Origin of the sequence: Pseudomonas sp. TWI929, from assembly GCF_039673335.1 — a bacterium.
In the GTDB taxonomy this organism is placed as follows: domain Bacteria; phylum Pseudomonadota; class Gammaproteobacteria; order Pseudomonadales; family Pseudomonadaceae; genus Aquipseudomonas.
Genome location: NZ_JBDJLK010000003.1, coordinates 39,510 through 58,445 on the forward strand (window position 1 = coordinate 39,510; position 18,936 = coordinate 58,445).

General features: G+C 62.5%; 18 protein-coding genes. 10 read left to right on the forward strand and 8 right to left on the reverse strand.

The features are described 5' to 3' along the window. Positions 1–133 precede the first annotated feature (133 nt). Positions 134–1,111 (forward strand): NADPH:quinone reductase, encoded by a 978-nt coding sequence (locus tag ABE456_RS02485; protein WP_346642578.1) that lies wholly within the window; start codon positions 134–136, stop codon positions 1,109–1,111. A gap of 127 nt (positions 1,112–1,238) precedes the next feature. Here ABE456_RS02485 and ABE456_RS02490 read toward each other — a convergent pair whose 3' ends face one another. The 4 genes from ABE456_RS02490 to dprA all read right to left on the reverse strand — a co-directional run bounded on the left by ABE456_RS02490 (position 1,239) and on the right by dprA (position 4,512). Next, on the reverse strand, positions 1,239–1,556 hold the full coding sequence (locus tag ABE456_RS02490; protein WP_020192348.1) for a hypothetical protein: 318 nt from the start codon (positions 1,554–1,556) through the stop codon (positions 1,239–1,241). Positions 1,557–2,035: 479 nt separating this feature from the next. After that, positions 2,036–2,479, reverse strand: a complete 444-nt coding sequence (locus ABE456_RS02495; RefSeq protein ID WP_346642579.1) for a hypothetical protein — start codon at positions 2,477–2,479, stop codon at positions 2,036–2,038. 335 nt (positions 2,480–2,814) lie between these two features. After that, entirely contained in the window at positions 2,815–3,372 is a 558-nt protein-coding gene (locus tag ABE456_RS02500; RefSeq protein WP_266032081.1) for an L-threonylcarbamoyladenylate synthase, read from the reverse strand. A gap of 42 nt (positions 3,373–3,414) precedes the next feature. Continuing rightward, positions 3,415–4,512, reverse strand: a complete 1,098-nt coding sequence (dprA, locus tag ABE456_RS02505) for a DNA-processing protein DprA (RefSeq protein ID WP_346642580.1) — start codon at positions 4,510–4,512, stop codon at positions 3,415–3,417. 207 nt (positions 4,513–4,719) lie between these two features. Between dprA and def the strand changes: the two genes are divergently transcribed. Genes def through ABE456_RS02530 form a run of 5 tightly spaced genes read left to right on the forward strand, consistent with a single transcriptional unit; the run spans position 4,720 to position 9,243 of the window. Continuing rightward, a complete protein-coding gene (gene def, locus ABE456_RS02510) occupies positions 4,720–5,226 on the forward strand; it encodes a peptide deformylase (protein ID WP_051097836.1) in 507 nt (168 codons plus the stop codon). A 60-nt stretch (positions 5,227–5,286) separates the two neighbouring features. Continuing rightward, on the forward strand, positions 5,287–6,219 hold the full coding sequence (gene fmt / locus ABE456_RS02515) for a methionyl-tRNA formyltransferase (RefSeq protein ID WP_346642581.1): 933 nt from the start codon (positions 5,287–5,289) through the stop codon (positions 6,217–6,219). Then, positions 6,216–7,526: a 16S rRNA (cytosine(967)-C(5))-methyltransferase RsmB gene (gene rsmB / locus ABE456_RS02520; protein WP_346642582.1), complete on the forward strand. Its 1,311-nt coding sequence runs from the start codon at positions 6,216–6,218 to the stop codon at positions 7,524–7,526. Before fmt ends, rsmB begins: the two co-directional genes overlap by 4 nt. A gap of 23 nt (positions 7,527–7,549) precedes the next feature. Then, entirely contained in the window at positions 7,550–8,923 is a 1,374-nt protein-coding gene (gene trkA / locus ABE456_RS02525; RefSeq protein ID WP_284356960.1) for a Trk system potassium transporter TrkA, read from the forward strand. An 11-nt stretch (positions 8,924–8,934) separates the two neighbouring features. Continuing rightward, on the forward strand, positions 8,935–9,243 hold the full coding sequence (locus ABE456_RS02530) for a tetratricopeptide repeat protein (protein ID WP_346642583.1): 309 nt from the start codon (positions 8,935–8,937) through the stop codon (positions 9,241–9,243). 124 nt (positions 9,244–9,367) lie between these two features. On the opposite strand, the gene ABE456_RS02535 is transcribed toward ABE456_RS02530, so the two are convergent. Together ABE456_RS02535 and ABE456_RS02540 are read right to left on the reverse strand one after the other, a co-directional pair. Further along, positions 9,368–10,255, reverse strand: coding sequence for a lysophospholipid acyltransferase (locus ABE456_RS02535; protein ID WP_201200344.1), 888 nt, complete (start codon positions 10,253–10,255; stop codon positions 9,368–9,370). Positions 10,256–10,296: 41 nt separating this feature from the next. Then, on the reverse strand, positions 10,297–10,848 hold the full coding sequence (locus ABE456_RS02540; protein ID WP_346642584.1) for a DNA-3-methyladenine glycosylase I: 552 nt from the start codon (positions 10,846–10,848) through the stop codon (positions 10,297–10,299). 83 nt (positions 10,849–10,931) lie between these two features. Between ABE456_RS02540 and glyQ the strand changes: the two genes are divergently transcribed. From glyQ to ABE456_RS02560, 4 genes are read left to right on the forward strand one after another with little or no spacing between them, the layout of a single operon-like run. Beyond that, entirely contained in the window at positions 10,932–11,879 is a 948-nt protein-coding gene (glyQ, locus tag ABE456_RS02545; protein WP_003253126.1) for a glycine--tRNA ligase subunit alpha, read from the forward strand. Further along, positions 11,876–13,927 (forward strand): glycine--tRNA ligase subunit beta, encoded by a 2,052-nt coding sequence (gene glyS / locus ABE456_RS02550; protein ID WP_346642585.1) that lies wholly within the window; start codon positions 11,876–11,878, stop codon positions 13,925–13,927. Before glyQ ends, glyS begins: the two co-directional genes overlap by 4 nt. A 3-nt stretch (positions 13,928–13,930) precedes the next feature. Beyond that, positions 13,931–14,458 carry a D-glycero-beta-D-manno-heptose 1,7-bisphosphate 7-phosphatase gene (gmhB, locus tag ABE456_RS02555; protein WP_346642586.1) on the forward strand — a complete coding sequence of 176 codons (528 nt, stop codon included), beginning with the start codon at positions 13,931–13,933 and terminating at the stop codon, positions 14,456–14,458. A gap of 46 nt (positions 14,459–14,504) precedes the next feature. Continuing rightward, positions 14,505–15,290: a lysophospholipid acyltransferase family protein gene (locus tag ABE456_RS02560; RefSeq protein ID WP_346642587.1), complete on the forward strand. Its 786-nt coding sequence runs from the start codon at positions 14,505–14,507 to the stop codon at positions 15,288–15,290. A 278-nt stretch (positions 15,291–15,568) separates the two neighbouring features. On the opposite strand, the gene ABE456_RS02565 is transcribed toward ABE456_RS02560, so the two are convergent. Together ABE456_RS02565 and ABE456_RS02570 are read right to left on the reverse strand one after the other, a co-directional pair. Next, on the reverse strand, positions 15,569–17,188 hold the full coding sequence (locus ABE456_RS02565; RefSeq protein ID WP_346642588.1) for an MFS transporter: 1,620 nt from the start codon (positions 17,186–17,188) through the stop codon (positions 15,569–15,571). Positions 17,189–17,285: 97 nt separating this feature from the next. Beyond that, the gene (locus ABE456_RS02570; protein ID WP_346642589.1) at positions 17,286–18,932 is read right to left on the reverse strand and encodes a GMC family oxidoreductase N-terminal domain-containing protein; all 1,647 of its coding nucleotides are present in this window, start codon (positions 18,930–18,932) and stop codon (positions 17,286–17,288) included. Positions 18,933–18,936 lie beyond the last annotated feature (4 nt).

The window sequence follows — 18,936 nt, forward strand, 5'->3', positions numbered from 1 at the left end:
GGGTCACCAGGAACGGGCAGGGAAGAATTCGCCGCGTAGCATACCACCGCCAGCGCGCGCGCCGCAGTTGACGGCGATCAAGCAAAGGCGTCCGATAGAAGGCCTTTCCCGATCCCGACTACAGGAGTGCGAGATGGCCAAGCGTATCCAGTTCAGCCAGCATGGCGGCCCGGAAGTGCTGCAGTTTGTGGAATTCGAACCCACCCCGCCCGGGCCGCAGCAGGTGCGCGTGCGTAACCATGCGATTGGCCTGAACTTCATCGACACTTACTTCCGTAGCGGGCTGTACGCGCCGCCTTCCCTGCCTTCTGGCCTGGGTACTGAAGCAGCGGGCGTGGTCGAGGCGGTGGGCGAGGGCGTGACCCGGCTGAAGGTCGGCGACCGTGTGGCCCATGCCGGCGGCCCGCTGGGGGCATACAGCGAGGTGCATACGCTGCCGGAGGCCAACTTGGTCAAGCTGCCCGACAACATCAGCTTCGAACAGGCGGCAGCGGTGATGCTCAAGGGGCTGACTGTGCAGTACCTGCTGAAGCAAACCTATGAGGTGAAACCGGGCGACGTGATCCTGTTCCACGCCGCAGCGGGCGGCGTCGGTTCGCTGGCCTGCCAGTGGGCCAAGGCGCTGGGGGCCAAGCTGATCGGCACCGTCAGCTCCGCCGAGAAGGCTGAGCGGGCCAAGGCGCTGGGGGCGTGGGCAACCATCGACTACAGCCGCGAAGACGTGCCCAAGCGGGTGCTGGAGCTGACCGACGGCAAGAAATGCCCTGTGGTGTACGACGGTGTGGGTGCCGACACCTGGCTGACCTCGCTGGACTGCCTGCAGCCGCGTGGGTTGATGGTGAGCTTTGGCAATGCCTCGGGCGCGGTGAGCGGGGTGAACCTGGGGATTCTGGCGCAGAAGGGCTCGCTGTATGTGACCCGGCCGACCTTGGCGACCTATGCCAACAATGCCGAGAACACCCAGGCCATGGCCGACGACCTGTTTGCGATGATTGGCAGTGGCAAGTTGGTTGTGGATATCCAGCAAAGGTACCCGCTGAGTGAGGCGGCGAGGGCGCAGACGGAGCTGTCGGCGCGTCGGACTGTAGGATCGACTGTACTAATCCCCTGAGCCACATACGTCCCTGTGGGAGCGGGTTTACCCGCGAAGAAGTCATCGCAGTGTATGGCACCGGCTTCGCCGGTGTTCGCGGGTGAACCCGCTCCCACAGGTTACTGCGTCAGCTTCGATAGCTGCGCTATGCCTGTGAGGGTCGGTTTGTCGGTGGTGGGGTCGACTCGATGCCATCGAGTATCGCCTCAATTACACCCTCCGCCATTTCAATCGCATGCAGGTTCGACCAGAACATGCCGCGACCTTCTTCGCGCATGTAGTCCAAGGCTTTGTAGCCGGTTTCGTAGGCGCTGCGCAGGTACAGGGCTACGTGGACCAGAGCGTCCTCGGCGGAAATGTTCGGGTTTACGGTGAAGAGCGGATCATGGCCGGCATCGCAGCGGCCGAAGGGGCGGGTGGAGGTGCAGGGTAGGGGTGGATCTGGAACAATTTTCTTCATCATTAGATCTCTGCTCATGGCCCCACCCAGTCGTTACCACACGAATGGGTGGCAGCTGTCCGCAGGGTGGTAAACCGGGTGAGAGATCTAAAACCCAGCAGGCACGAAGCCTCCTGCGAACAGCCGCCATGGACTGCCAAGATCACTCTGAACCCGGGTTACCACACCCGATCGCCAAGTTATTCAGCGACGGTTTAAGCCTAAGGGCAGTGGTTCCCACTGAGAAGGTGATGGCAGAGGACGCGGGTCGTAGGATATTTCCGAAGTGACTAGCTGGACAGCAATTTTGGCAACAATCAGAAAACCCTGATCACGCAGACGGTAACAGGAGGCCCATGCATAGCACGCGAGAAAATGGTCCCGGCTTGACCGTACAGACTCGGAAGCGTAGCCTTTCTTCTTGAGGATGTGCTGGTGCGCCGGTTGAGTTTCAAGTTATCCGGGCGAGTGCATCCCCACCATTTAGGCCGCTTAAGCGGCCTTTATTTTTTGGGCTTGTTTCTATCCCCTTTAGGGATAATCGAATAGAGCTCTGCCTTGGGCTTGCGAGCCGTCAGCTCAAAAATCGCCTCATCAAAAATTTCATTGCCATAGCCACCGTCACGACCAATCGTGCTGCGAAGAGCGGTCATGCGCGTAGCGCTCTTCCAGATCGACGTCGCCGCCAACGCTGCCTTGATCTGCAGAACCATGTCATCGATGGTATATCCATCCCGTATCACCCGGCTTCTGTAGGCATGGCTGCCGATAAAGACAATCCCTGGGTCCTCCAGCAGTGGCAAGTCCTGCGCCTCTTTCTGCCTATTGATCGCTTCGAACTGTTCTGCGGTGAGCCTACCAATTTCCACTGCTCTGACCCGGTTGTTGGACGCGATCTGCTCTAGATTGGCCCTTATGAGGTATTCGGCATTTTCGAATAGCGGCATTTTTCCCAGTGCTGCCGCCGATTTTCGACGGCTCTCTCTAGCTACAAAGACCGACCGCCGACGATGCGACGCATGGCTAGCAAGCTAGAGACTGGGGTTTGTTCAGGGAAGGTGACGGCATTGGACACGGGCAGTAGGAGGTTTCCCAAACTGTGCACCGGACAGCCATTCGAAACAAAATCAGAAAAATCTGCGTGGAACTTGCCCCTCTGTGGGAGCGGGTTCACCCGCGAACACGGGCGAAGTCCGTGCCATTCGTAGAGGTTGCCTGGGCTGGCCTCTTCGCGGGTGAACCCGCTCCCACAGGGTTCCATGCCACACCTGTGGATATGTATTTAGCCTGGGCGTACAACTTCGCCAGTAGCCAGGTTGCGAATCACACTCGGGTTCTTCCGCCCCCCCAGCGCCCCACCCAGCACCAGATCCAGCTGGCCATGGAAATACTGCTCCACCCGCAACCGGGTCTTCGCCGCCGGGCGCCCGCCGGGGTTGCACGAGGTGGAAATCAGCGGCCCCACCAGCGCGCACAGCTCACGCACCACCGGGTGGTCGCTGACCCGCAGCGCCACGGTGTCGTGCTCACCGGTCACCCACTCGGGCAGCAGGTCCTGGTGCGGCACCAGCCAGGTGTTCGGCCCCGGCCAGGTGCTGCCCATGCGGTCGATCCAGTCTTCGGGGAAATCCTCGAACAGGAAGTCGAACTGGCGGATGTTGTCGGCAATCAGGATCAGCCCTTTATCCACAGGGCGCGACTTCAGCGCCAGCAGGCGATACACCGCGTCCTCGTTCCATGGGTCGCAGCCCAGGCCCCAGACCGCCTCCGTCGGGTAGGCGATCACTGCGCCCGCCCGGATCTCACGTGCGGCTTGTTGCACACGAAAACTGCTCACCATTGCTGTCTCTCCGCCTATATACCTTGCTTGTGAGCAGTGTACTTAGCCCACGCGGGCAAACCAACGCCCGGCTTCATTGCTGACCCGGCCATCCAGCTCCAGTTCGGTCAGTTGCGCCAGCACCTCAGCCAGCGGCAGTTCGCTGCAATGGGCAAGGCTTTCGCTGGTTTGTGGCGCGGCATGCAGCAAGGCGAGCAGAGGATGCTCGAATCTATCCACAATTGCCGGCGGCAGGTTCTGCCAGCCCTGCAGGGTTTCCATTATCTGTTCCACGGTTTCCACCAGTAGCGCGCCATCACGAATCAGCTGGTGACAGCCCTTGGCCCCTGGGTGGTGAATGGAGCCCGGTATGGCATAGACCTCGCGGCCTTGCTCGGCCGCCAAACGCGCTGTAATCAGCGAACCGCTAGCCAGACTGGCCTCCACAACCAGCACCCCCAACGACAAGCCACTGATGATGCGATTACGCCGTGGGAAGTTGGCAGGCTGCGGCCCGGCATCCAGCGGGTACTCGGAAACCAGCGCCCCACCGTTGTCGATCATCGCCTGCGCAAGTGCTTGATGGCGCTGTGGATAAAGTTTTTGCAACCCCGTGCCGAGCACGCCAATCGTGCCCCCGCCGGCCTGCAATGCGGCCCGATGAGCGGCACCGTCGATGCCCACGGCCAGCCCGCTGGTGATGGTGAAACCGGCCTGCGCCAGGTAACGGGAAAATGCCGCAGCCGTGTCGAGTGCCGGGGGTGAAGCACGCCTGCTGCCCACAATTGCCAGCTGCGGGCGCTCAAGCAGGGCCGGGTCGCCAGCAACGAAAAGCAGCGGTGGCGCATCGTCGATTTCGGCCAATAGTGGCGGGTAGCCAGGGCCGTCCCACATCAGTAAATGCTGGCCGGGACGCTCTAGCCAGGCCATTGCGGCAAGCGCACCTTCGCGTACTTCGGCACTGCGCCGGGCATCGATGGTGGCCTGCGGTATGCCCAATGCACGCCAGGCGCCAGCCGGTGCGCACAGCGCCGAAGAGGCACTGCCAAAGGCTTCCAGCAAGGTGCGAAAGCGTCGCAATCCGGTCTCTGGCAGGCGATGCAGGCGTAATCGCGCCTCCAGTTCGGCAGGCGGAATAGGCGACGAATGGTAAGTCTGCATGGGGATCATCCTTGATCAAAAAAGGGCCATCGACGTGGCACAAGCTGTGGATAACTTTGTTGATAACGCTTTGACAACCTGTCCATCGAATGGGCAATAAGCTGGCCCTGAAAACCCTAGACGAGCTTTCACAGGTGCTGAAATCCCCGTTTCCCTTTATTATGTGTGCTCAGTTTTCAACCGAACGCACAGTGACTGCCTGACCTTATGGCCATCTTGAACATTCTCGAATTCCCGGACCCGCGCCTGCGCACCATCGCCAAGCCGGTGACGGAGTTCGACGACGCGCTGCGTCAGCTGATCGACGACATGTTTGAAACCATGTACGAAGCCCCTGGCATTGGCCTGGCCGCCACCCAGGTCAACGTGCACAAGCAGGTTGTGGTCATGGACCTCAGCGAAGACCGCAGCGAGCCGCGGGTCTTCATCAACCCCACGGTCGAAGAGCTGACCCACGACATGGGCCAGTACCAGGAAGGCTGCCTGTCGGTACCGGGTTTCTACGAGAACGTCGACCGCCCGCTGCGGGTACGGGTCAAGGCCCAGGACCGCGACGGCAAACCGTACGAGCTGGAATGCGAAGGCCTGCTGGCGGTGTGCGTGCAGCACGAATTCGATCACCTCAACGGCAAACTGTTCGTTGACTACCTGTCGCAGCTCAAGCGCGACCGGATCAAGAAGAAGCTGGAAAAGCAGCACCGCCAGCAAGCCTGATCCCCACCTTCCAGAAGGCTTGCTCCGGCAAGCCTTTTTCTTTTTTGAAGCGAGAACTCCATGCGCATCGTCTTTGCAGGCACTCCAGAGTTTGCCGCCGAACACCTCAAGGCCCTGCTCGACAGCCCGCACCAGGTCGTGGCCGTCTACACCCAGCCCGACCGCCCTGCCGGCCGTGGCCAGAAGCTGATGCCGAGCGCGGTCAAGGCACTGGCGGTGGCCCATGACATCCCGGTGTTCCAGCCGCAGACCCTGCGCAATGCCGAGGCACAAGCCGAGCTCGCTGCGCTGCAGCCGGACTTGATGGTGGTGGTCGCCTATGGCCTGATCCTGCCGCAGGTAGTACTGGATATCCCACGCCTTGGCTGCATCAACAGCCACGCCTCGCTGCTGCCGCGCTGGCGCGGTGCGGCGCCGATCCAGCGCGCCGTGGAGGCCGGCGATGCCGAGAGCGGCGTGACCGTGATGCGCATGGAAGCCGGCCTGGACACTGGCCCGATGCTGCTCAAGGTGGTCACCCCGATCAGCGCCGACGACACCGGCGGCAGCCTGCACGACCGCCTGGCCGAGATGGGCCCGCCTGCGGTAGTACAGGCCATCGCCGGCCTGGCCGACGGTTCGCTGCAAGGTGAAGTACAGGACGATGCCCTGGCCACTTATGCACACAAGCTGAACAAGGACGAAGCGCGTATCGACTGGAGCCGCCCGGCTGTCGAGCTGGAGCGCCTGATCCGCGCCTTCAATCCATGGCCTGTGTGCCACAGCACCCTGGATGGTGAAAGCGTGAAAGTACTGGCCGCCAACTTGTCCACAGGCAAAGGCGCCCCGGGCGAGATCCTCTCTGCAAGCAAGGACGGCCTGGTGGTTGCCTGCGGTGACCAGGCACTGAGCCTGACCCGCCTGCAGCTACCCGGTGGCAAGGCGCTGAACTTCAGCGACCTGTTCAACAGCCGCCGCGAGAAGTTCGCCGCCGGCAAGGTGCTGGGCCAATGAACCCACGCCTCGCCGCCGCCCGTGCCCTTGCCGCTGTCCTCAGTGGCAAGGCTTCGCTGAACAGCTCGCTGCCGGCGCAACTGGACAAGGTCGATGAACGCGACCGTGGCCTGACCCAGGACCTGGCGTTCGGCACTGCACGCTGGCAGCCGCGCCTCGACCTGCTGGCCGCACAGCTGCTGCAGAAGCCGTTCAAGGCCGCCGATGCCGATGTGCAGGCGCTGCTGCTGGTCGGCCTTTACCAGCTGTTCTACACCCGTATTCCGGCCCACGCCGCCATCGGCGAAACCGTCGGCTGCGCCGACAAGCTGAAGAAGCCGTGGGCCAAGGGCCTGCTCAATGCTGTGCTGCGCCGCGCCCAGCGCGAAGGCGAGGAACTGCTGGCCGGTATGGAGCGCGACCCGGTGGTGCGCACCGCCCACCCGCGCTGGCTGCAAAAATCGCTGAAGGCCTTCTGGCCGGAGCAGTGGGAAGCCATCTGCGCCGCCAACAACGCCCACCCGCCGATGATCCTGCGGGTCAACCGCCGCCACCACAGCCGCGATGCCTACCTGGCACTGCTGGCCGAGGCAGGCGTTGGCGCCAGCGCCTGCCAGTACAGCCGCGACGGCATAGTGCTGGCCGAAGCCTGCGACGTGCGAGGCCTGCCGGGCTTCGCCGAAGGCTGGGTGAGCGTGCAGGACGAGGCCGCGCAACTGTCCGCCGACCTGCTGGAGCTGGCCCCCGGCCAACGCGTGCTCGACGCCTGCTGCGCTCCGGGCGGCAAAACCTGTCATCTGCTGGAAGCCGAAGCCGGTCTGGCCCACGTGGTGGCCATCGACCTCGAAGCCAAGCGCCTGACCCGTGTGCGAGAGAACCTCGACCGCCTGCAGCTGGACGCCGAGCTGATCGCCTGCGATGCCCGCGACACTGCCAGCTGGTGGGACGGCAAGCCGTTCCAGCGCATCTTGCTCGATGCCCCATGCTCGGCTACTGGCGTAATCCGCCGCCACCCGGATATCAAGCTGACCCGCCAAGCCGACGATATTCCGGCCTTGGCCGCGCTGCAGGGCGAGCTGCTGGACGCCCTTTGGCCGACCCTGGAAGTGGGTGGCATGATGCTGTATGCCACCTGCTCCAGCCTGCCAACCGAGAACACTGAAGTGATCGATGCCTTCCTCGCCCGCACCCCGGGCGCCCGTGAGCTGGACCTGGCCACCGAAGCCGGCCTGCGCCAGCCCCACGGTCGCCAGTTGCTGGCCCAGGAAGGCGGCCACGACGGCTTCTACTATGCCAAGCTGATCAAGATCGCCGCTTCGCGCGGATAAGAACAAAGGGTAGGGAGTAGCGGATGAAGATCATCATCCTCGGCGCAGGGCAGGTAGGCGGTACGCTGGCGGAGCACCTGGCGAGCGAAGCCAACGACATCACCGTGGTCGACACCGACGGCGAACGCCTGCGCGACCTCGGTGACCGCCTGGACATCCGCACCGTGCAGGGCCGCGGCTCGCTGCCCACGGTGCTGCGCCAGGCCGGCGCCGACGACGCCGACATGCTGGTGGCGGTAACCAACAGCGACGAGACCAACATGGTTGCCTGCCAGGTGGCCTATTCGCTGTTCCATACCCCGACCAAGATCGCCCGGGTGCGCGAGTCGGCCTACCTGACCCGCGAAGAGCTGTTCGACAACGACCATATCCCGGTCGACGTGCTGATCAGCCCCGAGCAGGTGGTGACCAACTACATCAAGCGCCTTATCGAACACCCAGGCTCGCTGCAGGTGATTGACTTTGCCGAAGGCAAGGCCCAGCTGGTAGCGGTGAAGGCCTACTACGGCGGCCCGCTGGTTGGCCAGCAACTGCGCCAGATCCGTGCGCACATGCCCAACGTCGACACCCGCGTGGCGGCCATCTTCCGCCGTGACCGGCCGATCACCCCGCGCGGCGACACGGTGATAGAAGCCGACGACGAAGTGTTCTTCATTGCCGCGAAGAAGGACATTCGCGCCGTGATGGGTGAACTGCGCCGCATCGACGAGACCAATAAACGCATTGTCATCGCTGGCGGCGGGCAGATTGGCGAGCGCCTGGCCGAAGCCATCGAAAGCCGCTACCAGGTAAAGATCATCGAGATGAGCCCGGCCCGTTGCCGGCACCTCTCCGATACCTTGGAAAGTACCGTGGTGCTGCAAGGCAGCGCCTCGGACAAAGACCTGATGCTCGAAGAGAACATCGCCGACGCCGATATTTTCCTGGCGCTGACCAACGACGACGAAGCCAACATCATGTCGTCGCTGCTGGCCAAGCGCCTGGGCGCGGGCAAGGTGATGACCATCATCAACAACCCGGCCTATGTCGACCTGGTGCAGGGCGGCGATATCGACATCGCCATCAGCCCGCAGCTGGCTACCATCGGCACCCTGCTGGCGCACGTTCGCCGCGGTGACATCGTCAGTGTGCACTCGCTGCGGCGCGGCGCGGCCGAGGCCATCGAAGCGGTGGCGCACGGCGATTCCAAATCGAGCAAGGTGGTCGGCAAGGCCATCGAAGACATCGCCCTGCCACCGGGCACCACCATCGGCGCGATTATTCGTGATGAAGAGGTGATGATTGCCCACGACGACACCATGATCGAATCGGGTGACCATGTGATCCTGTTCGTTGTGGATAAAAAGCATATTCGCGATGTGGAGAAGCTGTTCCACGTCGGCTTGAGTTTCTTCTAGGAGAAGACAGCATGCGCGAGTCGCTGGAGAAGATGCTGGCCAAGGGTATGGATAACCCGTTGCTGCGGTTCGGGTTGGGCAAGGCCTGGCTGGATGAGGGTAATGGCGCTGAGGCGGCGGTGCACCTGGCGCGCTGTGTAGAGCAGGACCCGAAGTATTCGGCGGCGTGGAAGCTGCTGGGCAAGGCGTATCAGCTGGTCGGTGACTTGCCGGCGGCGCGCAAGGCTTGGGAGGACGGGATCGTTGCGGCGCAGGCCCATGGTGACAAGCAGGCCGAGAAAGAGATGGCCGTGTTCCTGAAGAAGCTCAACAAAGTCTGAAATCGCCGGGGCTGCTTTGCAGCCCATCGCGACGCAAGGCCGCTCCCACAAAGGTCCTGCGTACACCGATCGATGTGGGAGCGGCCTTGTGTCGCGATAGGGGCGCGAAGCGCCCCCAGAAATCTCAATACCAGCGCGGCTCGCCAGCCGGGCGCTTCTTGAAGCGCTTCATGCTCCACATGTACTGGCTCGGGTACTCACGCACATAGCGCTCGACCACCTTGCTCATCGCCGCCGCCGACACGTTCACGTCGGTGCTGTACATCTCTTCCGGCGCCGCTTCGAGGAACACCTTGAAGCCCGAACCATCCGGCAGCCGCAGCGCATGCAGGAACACCCCCACCGCCTTGCCCCCGGCCAGCATGTTCGGCACGAACTTGCTGGTCAGTGCCTGGGTGCCGAGGAACGGCACGAACACACCTGCCGACTCGGCCGGCTCCGGGTCAGCCGGGATACCTACCTGGCCACCGCGGCGCACTTCCTTGATCACGCTCAGGATGCCTTCCTTGGTTGAAGGCGCCACGCGGTTGCCCATCTGCACCCGCTGCTCGCGCAGCAGGTCATCCACCGCCTTGAGCTTCGGCGGGCGGTAGAAGATGATCGGTTTGCATTGGTTGCAGTAGAAGTGGTTCAGCACTTCCCAGTTGCCCAGGTGGCTGGTGATACCCACCACGCCCTTGCCCGAGGCCAGTGCCTGCTCCAGCACTTCCAGGCCGTGCACTTCCTTGACCAGCTCCAGCGAACGCTGCGGCGGCCAGATCCAGGCACAGGCACTTTCGACGAAGGATTTGCCGATATCCCGCAGGGCCTGACCCACCAGTTGCTCACGGGCAACCGGGTCCATTTCGGGGAAACACTTGGCCAGGTTGATCCGCACCACGTTGCGCGAACCGTTGGGAATCTTCCACATCAGCCAGCCGATACCGGCGCCGACACGCTGCACAGCGCCCCAGGGCAGCTTGGCAAACAGACGCAGCACCCCGACCATCAGGGCGCCCTTGAACTTTTCCACAGGCGAATTCCTTATTTCAGCAAGGCGCGCATTGTAACCCCTCAGCGCAACAAGGCGGCGTAGCGATCGCAATCGGTGGTGTGGTCCATGACCATGCCGGTGGCCTGCATGAAGGCGTAGCAGATGGTCGGGCCAACGAAGGTGAAGCCGGCTTTCTGCAGGGCCTTGCTCATCGCCTTGGCTTCATCGGTCACCGCCGGCACCTCGCTGCGGCCGGTGAAGTGGTTGATCTTCGGCGCGCCGCCAACGAACGACCACAGCCATTCGGCGGGGTTATCCACAGCCAGCCAGGCCTGCGCGTTGCGCCGGGCAGCCTTGAGCTTGAGGCGGTTGCGGATGATGCCCGCATCTTGCATCAGTTCTTCAATACGTTCGTCGCTCATGGCCGCCAGTTTCACCGGATCGAAGCCATGCATCACCTCGCGATAACGCTCGCGTTTACGCAAAACAGTGATCCACGACAGCCCCGCCTGGAACCCTTCGAGCAAAAGCATCTCGAACAGCAATGCCGGGTCACGCTGGGGCGTTCCCCACTCCTGGTCATGGTAAGCCTGGTACAACGGATCGTCGGTACACCAAAAGCAGCGTGGCATAAGGCTCCAATGAGTAGAGGGCGAGGCGAATCAGGTTATACTCCCGCTCTTTACATCCGCATCCCCAGATACAGGTGAATTTCGTGAGCCAGCCTACGCCAGCCGTGCGTACCTTCCAAGACCTGATCCTCGCCCTGCAAAACTACTGGGCAGCTCAAGGTTGTGTGGTGCTTCAGCCCTACGATATGGAAGTAGGCGCCGGCACTTTCCACACCGCTACATTCCTGCGCGCCGTGGGTCCAGAAACCTGGAACGCCGCCTATGTGCAGCCTAGCCGTCGCCCTGCCGACGGGCGGTATGGCGAAAACCCCAACCGCCTGCAGCACTACTACCAGTTCCAGGTGGTGCTCAAGCCGAACCCGGCCAACTTCCAGGAGCTGTACCTCGGCTCGCTGAAAGCCATCGGCCTGGACCCGCTGGTCCACGACATTCGCTTTGTCGAAGACAACTGGGAATCGCCGACCCTCGGCGCCTGGGGCCTGGGCTGGGAAATCTGGCTCAACGGCATGGAAGTCACCCAGTTCACCTACTTCCAGCAGGTAGGCGGCATCGAGTGCTACCCGGTCACCGGTGAAATCACCTACGGCCTGGAGCGCCTGGCCATGTACATCCAGGGCGTCGACTCGGTGTACGACCTGGTGTGGGCCGACGGCCCGTTCGGCAAGGTCACCTACGGCGACGTGTTCCACCAGAACGAAGTGGAGCAGTCGACCTACAACTTCGAACACGCCAACGTCGACAAGCTGTTCGAACTGTTCGACTTCTACGAAAGCGAAGCCAACCGCCTGATCAAGCTGGAGCTGCCGCTGCCGACCTATGAAATGGTGCTGAAGGCCTCGCACACCTTCAACCTGCTGGACGCCCGCCGCGCCATCTCGGTAACCGAGCGCCAGCGCTACATCCTGCGCGTACGTACCCTGGCCCGGGACGTGGCACAAAGCTATCTGCAAGCCCGTGCACGCCTGGGCTTCCCGATGGCCACCCCTGAACTGCGTGACGAAGTGTTGGCTAAGCTGGAGGCTGCACAATGAGTGCTCAAGATTTCCTGGTAGAACTGGGCACCGAAGAGCTGCCACCCAAGGCCCTCGCCAGCCTCGGCGACGCCTTCCTGGCCGGTATCGAGAAAGGCCTGCAGGCCGCTGGCCTGAACTACACCGGCAAGCAGGTATACGCCGCGCCGCGTCGCCTGGCCGTGCTGATCCGCCAGCTGGATGTGCAGCAGCCTGACCGCAGCATCAACATCGACGGCCCGCCCCTGCAGGCTGCTTTCAAAGACGGCGAGCCGACCCAGGCTGCGCTGGGCTTCGCCAAGAAGTGCGGCGTGGAACTGGCCGAAATCGACCAGAGCGGCCCCAAGCTGCGTTTCTCCCAGCACATTCCGGGCAAGGCCACCGCCGGCCTGCTGCCGACCATCGTCGAAGATTCGCTGAACGACCTGCCGATCCCCAAGCGCATGCGCTGGGCGGCCAGCCGTGAAGAGTTCGTGCGCCCCACCCAGTGGCTGGTGATGCTGCTGGGCGACCAGGTGGTCGACTGCACCATCCTGTCGCAGAAAGCCGGCCGTGAATCCCGTGGCCACCGCTTCCACCACCCGGAAAACGTGCTCATCACTACCCCGGCCAACTATGTCGAAGACCTGCGCAAAGCCTACGTGCTGGCCGACTTCCCCGAGCGCCGCGAGCTGATCAGCAAGCGTACCGCCGAGCTGGCCATGCAGCAGGAAGGCACAGCCATCGTGCCACCGGCGCTGCTGGACGAAGTGACTGCCCTGGTCGAGTGGCCGGTGCCGCTGGTGTGCTCGTTCGAGGAGCGTTTCCTCGAAGTGCCGCAGGAAGCCCTGATCACCACCATGCAGGACAACCAGAAGTACTTCTGCCTGCTGGACAGCGAAGGCAAGCTGCTGCCGCGCTTCATCACCGTGGCCAACGTTGAAAGCCGTGACCCGAAGCAGATCGTGCAAGGCAACGAGAAGGTCGTGCGCCCACGCCTGACCGACGCCGAGTTCTTCTTCAAGCAGGACAAGAAGCAGCCGCTGGAAACCTTCAACGAGCGCCTGAAAAACGTGGTGTTCCAGGCTCAGCTGGGCACCGTGTACGACAAGGCCGAGCGCGTTTCCAAGCTGGCCGCCTTCATCGCCCCGCTGATTGGCGGCGACGCCCAGCGCGCCGGCCGTGCCGGCCTGCTGTCGAAGTGCGACCTGGCCACCGAGATGGTCGGCGAGTTCCCTGAAATGCAGGGTGTAGCCGGTTACTACTACGCGCTCAACGACGGTGAGCCGGAAGACGTTGCCCTGGCCCTGAACGAGCAGTACATGCCGCGCGGTGCTGGCGCCGAGCTGCCGCAGACCCTCACCGGTGCTGCCGTGGCCATTGCCGACAAGCTCGACACCCTGGTCGGCATCTTCGGCATCGGCATGCTGCCTACCGGCAGCAAAGACCCGTACGCCCTGCGCCGTGCTGCCCTGGGCGTGCTGCGTATCCTGATCGAGAAGCAGCTGGACCTGAACCTGACCGGTGCGGTCGAGTTCGCGGTGAAGCAGTTTGGTGCCAAGGTCAAGGCTGCCGGTTTGTCCGAGCAGGTGCTGGAGTTTATCTTCGACCGCCTGCGTGCGCGCTATGAAGACGAAGGCATCGACGTGGCCACCTACCTGTCGGTTCGTGCCCTGCAACCAGGCTCCGCCCTGGACTTCGACCAACGCGTACAGGCCGTGCAGGCCTTCCGCAAGCTGCCGGAAGCCGAAGCCCTGGCTGCGGTGAACAAGCGCGTGTCGAACCTGCTGAGCAAGGCCGAAGGCGCCATCGCCGACCAGGTCGAGCCAAAGTACTTCGACAATGCCAACGAGTTCTCCCTGTATTCGGCCATCCAGCAGGCCGACCAGGCCGTGCAACCGATGGCTGCTGCACGCCAGTACAGCGAATCGCTGGCCCGCCTGGCGGCCCTGCGTGACCCGGTCGACGCCTTCTTCGAGGCGGTGATGGTCAACGCCGAAGACGCCAAGGTACGTGCCAACCGTTATGCCCTGCTCAGCCGCCTGCGCGGCCTGTTCCTGGGCGTGGCTGACATTTCGCTGCTGGGGTAAGCCTTGAAACTGCTGATTCTCGACCGTGACGGGGTGATCAACTACGACTCCGACGCCTACATCAAGACGCTGGAAGAGTGGGTGCCGATCCCTGGCTCGGTCGCAGCGATCGCGCAGTTGAGCAAGGCGGGCTGGACGGTGGCCGTGGCCACCAACCAGTCCGGCATTGCCCGTGGCTACTACCCGCTGGCAACCCTCGAGGCCATGCACACGCGCCTGCGCGAGCTGGTGGCCGAGCAGGGCGGCGAGGTGGGCCACATCGTGTATTGCCCGCATGGGCCAGATGAGGGCTGCGATTGCCGCAAGCCCAAGCCTGGCATGCTGCGGGCGATTGCCGAGCATTACCAGGTTGGCCTTGAAGGCGTCTGGTTTGTCGGCGACAGCAAAGGTGACCTGGAGGCCGCCCTGGCCGTCGGTGCACAACCCGTGTTGGTGAAAACCGGCAAGGGCGAGCGGACCCTGGAAAAAGGCGTCCCGGAAACTACACTGATTTTCGACGATCTGGCAGCTATCGCCAGAGAACTAATTTAAACAGTGCGCCTTCGGGCGCACTTTTCTCAGGCGGGCATGACCCGCAATGGTACAAGCCACTATGTCGATCCTGCAGGCGATCAGAATCTTTCTTTTTTACCTGCTGCTGGGCACCAGTTCGCTGCTGTGGTGCTCGCTGAGCTTCTTCGTCGCGCCGTTTTTGTCGTTCCCCAAGCGCTACAAGTTCATCAACGTGTACTGGTGCCGCTGCGCGCTGTTTCTGGTGCGCACTGTCCTGGGTATCGACTACAAGATCACTGGCGCCGAGAACGTGCCGGCTGAGCCCTGCGTGATCCTGTCCAACCACCAGAGCACCTGGGAAACTTTCTTCCTTTCCCAGTACTTCTCGCCATTGAGCCAGGTGCTCAAGCGCGAACTGCTGTACGTGCCGTTCTTCGGCTGGGCCATGGCCATGCTGCGACCGATCGCGATCAACCGCGACAACCCTAAGGAAGCGCTGCGCCAGGTGGCGAGCAAGGGTGATGAGCTGCTCAAGCAAAAGACCTGGGTGCTGATCTTCCCGGAGGGCACCCGCGTGCCGTTCGGCACCATCGGCAAGTTCTCCCGCGGCGGTACCGCGCTGGCGGTGAATGCCGGGCTGCCGGTACTGCCGATTGCCCACAACGCCGGCAAGTTCTGGCCGAAGAACGGTTGGGGCAAGCGCGCTGGCACCATCGAGGTAGTCATTGGCGAGCCGATGTATGCCAACGGCAGCGGGCCACGTGCCATCGCCGAGCTCAACGACCGCGCCGCAGCATGGAACGAGGCAACCCAGCGGGCCATGGGTTCGCTGCCACCAGCAGAGGAAAAACCCCAGGAACAGATGGCCTGAGCATCTGTGGATAACTTGTGAGCAATTTTTCGATCGAATGCTTGAAGTTAGCGCTAAGTTATTGAATTAGCTGTTTATTTCTGTGTATGACATTTTTCTGAAAATCGTGCATAAGTTTTTTCGGGGTATAAGAAAACCGGCTTTTACAGCCGGTTTTTTTATGGGTCCATGCAAGCACGGATCGCTTTGTGTAGGAGCGGCCTTGTGTCGCGAAAGGGCTGCAAAGCAGCCCCAGCAATTTGTGCATCAAGGCAGAAATCCTGGGGCCCCTTCAGTCGTTAGATCTTATCGATATCCACATCCTTGGTTTCTTTCAGGCAGAAGATCCCCACCACCAGGCTGATGCCGGTGACCAATATCGGGTACCACAGCCCATAGAAGATATCCCCGGTGTACACCACCAGCGCGAACGACACCGTAGGCAGGAAGCCACCGAACCAGCCATTGCCAATGTGGTAGGGCAATGACATCGAGGTGTAGCGGATGCGGGTGGGGAACAGTTCGACCATCACCGCCGCCAGCGGGCCATAGGTCATGGTCGCGATCAGGATCATCGCCACGATCAACACCACCACCATCACCTGGTTGACCTGCGCTGGGTCGGCCTTGGCCGGGTAGCCGGCCTGTTCCACCGCCGCACGCATGGCCGCTTCGTCGAAGCCGTCGATGGTCTTGTCGCCAATGTTGACCACCACATCACTGCCCGCCACGTTGACGGAGCTGTACGGCAGGCCCTGCTTGACCAGGAAGGTCTTGACCTTGTCGCATGGGCTGTCGAAACGTGCCTTGCCTACCGGGTCGAACTGGAAGGTGCAGCCTTGCGGGTCGGCAGTGACCACGATTGGCGCCTGCCGGCTGGCCGCGTCGATCTGTGGGTTGGCATAGTGGCTCAGCGCCTTGAACAGCGGGAAGTACAGCACCGTGGCCAGCAGCAGGCCAAGCATGAGGATCGGCTTGCGGCCGATACGGTCCGACAACCAGCCAAAGAACACGAAGAACGGCGCACCGATCACCACACTGATAATCAGCAGGGTGTTGGCCTGGGCCGGGTCCATCTTCAGCATCTGAGTCATGAAGAACAGTACGTAGAACTGCGCCGTGTAGAAGGTTACGGCCTGCCCGGCGTTGATACTGAACAGTGCGGTAAGCACCACTTTCAGGTTCGGCCAAGAGGTGAACGATTCACGGATCGGCGATTTGCTGACCTTGCCCTGGGCCTTCATTTTCACGAAAGCCGGCGACTCGTGCATGCTCATGCGGATCCAGGTGGAGATGGCCAGCAGCACGATCGACAGCAGGAACGGCAGGCGCCAGCCCCAGGTCTCGAACTGGTCGCCGCTCACATAGCGGCTACCCAGTACCACCAGCAGCGACAGCAGCAGGCCAAGGGTAGCGGTGGACTGGATGAAACCGGTGTGGAAACCGCGCTTTCCAGCTGGCGCATGCTCGGCCACATAAGTAGCCGCACCACCATACTCACCGCCCAGCGCCAGCCCCTGCAGCATGCGCAGGATCACCAGGATGATCGGTGCGGCGATGCCGATGCTGGCATAGGTGGGCAACAGCCCCACGGCGAAGGTGGACAGGCCCATCAGCACGATGGTGACCAGGAAGGTGTACTTGCGCCCGATCATGTCGCCCAGGCGGCCGAACACCAGCGCACCGAACGGCCGCACCAGGAAGCCGGCGGCAAAGGCCATGAGGGCGAAGATGAAAGCGGTGGTGTCGTTGACGCCAGCAAAGAACTGCTTGCTGATAACCGCTGCCAGCGCGCCGTACAGAAAAAAGTCATACCACTCGAAAACCGTCCCGAGGGATGACGCGAAAATGATCTTGCGTTCTTCACGGCGGCTGGAGCTGCTGGCCGCCGCACCCTGCTCTTGGATGTAATCCGACATCGTTGCTGTCCTCGGCCCGTAGGCCACAGTGATTATTCTTGTTGTTCCACTGTCGGCAGCTTTCGACCGCAAGCTGCCGCTACTGCACGCACCCGGGTCAGGGGGTCGGTAACGCGTCTTCGTTCAAGTAGGTCTGAGTAGCAGCTCCTTTGAGGATCAGTTGCGCCGCCTTCTCGGCGATCATCAGGGTGGGTGAACAGGTATTGCCGGAGGTGATTTGCGGCATGATCGAGGCATCGGCCACGCGCAGGCCGGGGATGCCATGCACACGCAGCTGGTTATCCACAACGTCCAGGGCGCCATTGCCCATGCGGCAGGTACCGACCGGGTGGAAGATGGTGGTGCCGATCTTGCCGGCAGCTTCGAATAGATCTTCTTCGGTTTGCAGCGACGGGCCCGGCAGGTATTCCTTGGGCTCGAACGCGGCCAGGGCAGGGGCCTGGACGATGCGCCGGGTGAGGCGGATGGCATCGGCGGCAACGCGCAGGTCCTGGGGGTCGCTGAGGTAGTTGGGGTCGATCAGCGGCGTGCTGTTCATGTCAGTGCTGCGGATATCGATACGCCCGCGGCTGACCGGGCGCAGGTTGCACACCGAAGCAGTAAAGGCCGGGAACTGATGCAACGGCTCGCCAAAGCGCTCCAGTGACAGCGGCTGCACGTGGTATTGCAGGTTGGCGGTGGCCTGCTCCGGGCTGGAGCGCACAAATGCGCCCAGCTGGCTTGGCGCCATGGCCAACGGGCCGCTGCGGTCGTAGAGGTAGCGCAGGCCCATGCCCATCTTGCCCCATAGGCTGTTGGCCATTTGGTTCAAGGTACGGGTGTTACGGACCTGGTAGATCAGCCGCAGTTGCAGGTGGTCCTGCAGGTTGCCACCGACGCCTGGCATGTCGTGACGTACGCCAATGCCCAAGCCCTCCAGCAGCTGGCGAGGGCCAATGCCGGAGCGCTGCAGAATACCGGGCGAACCCACGGCGCCCGCACAGAGGATGATTTCGCGGCGCGCGGCAAACTCGTGCCAGGCGCCTTGCCAGAACGCTTTCACAGCCCGTGCCCGGGTGTTGTTGAGCAATACCTGGTCAACTTGAACACCGGTCAGCACGGTGAGGTTGGGGCGGCCCTTGATCGGGCGCAGGAACGCTTTGGAGGCATTCCAGCGCACACCGCTGCGCTGGTTGACCTGAAAGTATCCACAGCCTTGGTTGTCGCCAGTGTTGAAGTCATCGACCTTGCCAATGCCGCTTTGTTCGGCGGCATCGCGGAAGGCATCGAGGATTGGCCAGCTGTAGCGCTGGCGCTCGACCCGCCACTCGCCATCACCACCATGGTGTTCGCTGGCACCAGCAAAGTGGTTTTCACTGACCTTGAACAGTGGCAGCACGTCTTTCCAGGCCCAGCCGTCGTTGCCTTGCTCGGCCCAATGGTCATAGTCGGCGGCCTGGCCGCGCATGTAGATCATGCCGTTGATCGAGGAGCAGCCACCGAGCACCTTGCCCCGTGGATAACCCAGCGCACGGCCGCCCAGGCCGGGCTGTGCCTCGGTCTTGAAGCACCAGTCGGTGCGGGGGTTGCCGATGCAGTAGAGATAACCGACGGGGATGTGGATCCAGGGATAGTTGTCGCGGCCACCCGCTTCCAGCAGCAGCACGCGGCAGGAAGGGTCGGCAGACAAACGATTGGCCAGCAGGCAACCGGCAGGGCCGGCCCCTACGACCACGTAGTCGAAGACAGAATCGGCTGATGGCATGTGC

Coding starts and splice junctions, on each gene's coding strand:
- ABE456_RS02485 (WP_346642578.1), top strand. CDS start 134: ATGGCCAAGCGTATCCAGTTCAGCCAGCATGGCGGCCCGGAAGTGCTG.
- ABE456_RS02490 (WP_020192348.1), bottom strand. CDS start 1,556: ATGATGAAGAAAATTGTTCCAGATCCACCCCTACCCTGCACCTCCACC.
- ABE456_RS02495 (WP_346642579.1), bottom strand. CDS start 2,479: ATGCCGCTATTCGAAAATGCCGAATACCTCATAAGGGCCAATCTAGAG.
- ABE456_RS02500 (WP_266032081.1), bottom strand. CDS start 3,372: ATGGTGAGCAGTTTTCGTGTGCAACAAGCCGCACGTGAGATCCGGGCG.
- dprA (WP_346642580.1), bottom strand. CDS start 4,512: ATGCAGACTTACCATTCGTCGCCTATTCCGCCTGCCGAACTGGAGGCG.
- def (WP_051097836.1), top strand. CDS start 4,720: ATGGCCATCTTGAACATTCTCGAATTCCCGGACCCGCGCCTGCGCACC.
- fmt (WP_346642581.1), top strand. CDS start 5,287: ATGCGCATCGTCTTTGCAGGCACTCCAGAGTTTGCCGCCGAACACCTC.
- rsmB (WP_346642582.1), top strand. CDS start 6,216: ATGAACCCACGCCTCGCCGCCGCCCGTGCCCTTGCCGCTGTCCTCAGT.
- trkA (WP_284356960.1), top strand. CDS start 7,550: ATGAAGATCATCATCCTCGGCGCAGGGCAGGTAGGCGGTACGCTGGCG.
- ABE456_RS02530 (WP_346642583.1), top strand. CDS start 8,935: ATGCGCGAGTCGCTGGAGAAGATGCTGGCCAAGGGTATGGATAACCCG.
- ABE456_RS02540 (WP_346642584.1), bottom strand. CDS start 10,848: ATGCCACGCTGCTTTTGGTGTACCGACGATCCGTTGTACCAGGCTTAC.
- glyS (WP_346642585.1), top strand. CDS start 11,876: ATGAGTGCTCAAGATTTCCTGGTAGAACTGGGCACCGAAGAGCTGCCA.
- ABE456_RS02560 (WP_346642587.1), top strand. CDS start 14,505: ATGGTACAAGCCACTATGTCGATCCTGCAGGCGATCAGAATCTTTCTT.
- ABE456_RS02565 (WP_346642588.1), bottom strand. CDS start 17,188: ATGTCGGATTACATCCAAGAGCAGGGTGCGGCGGCCAGCAGCTCCAGC.
- ABE456_RS02570 (WP_346642589.1), bottom strand. CDS start 18,932: ATGCCATCAGCCGATTCTGTCTTCGACTACGTGGTCGTAGGGGCCGGC.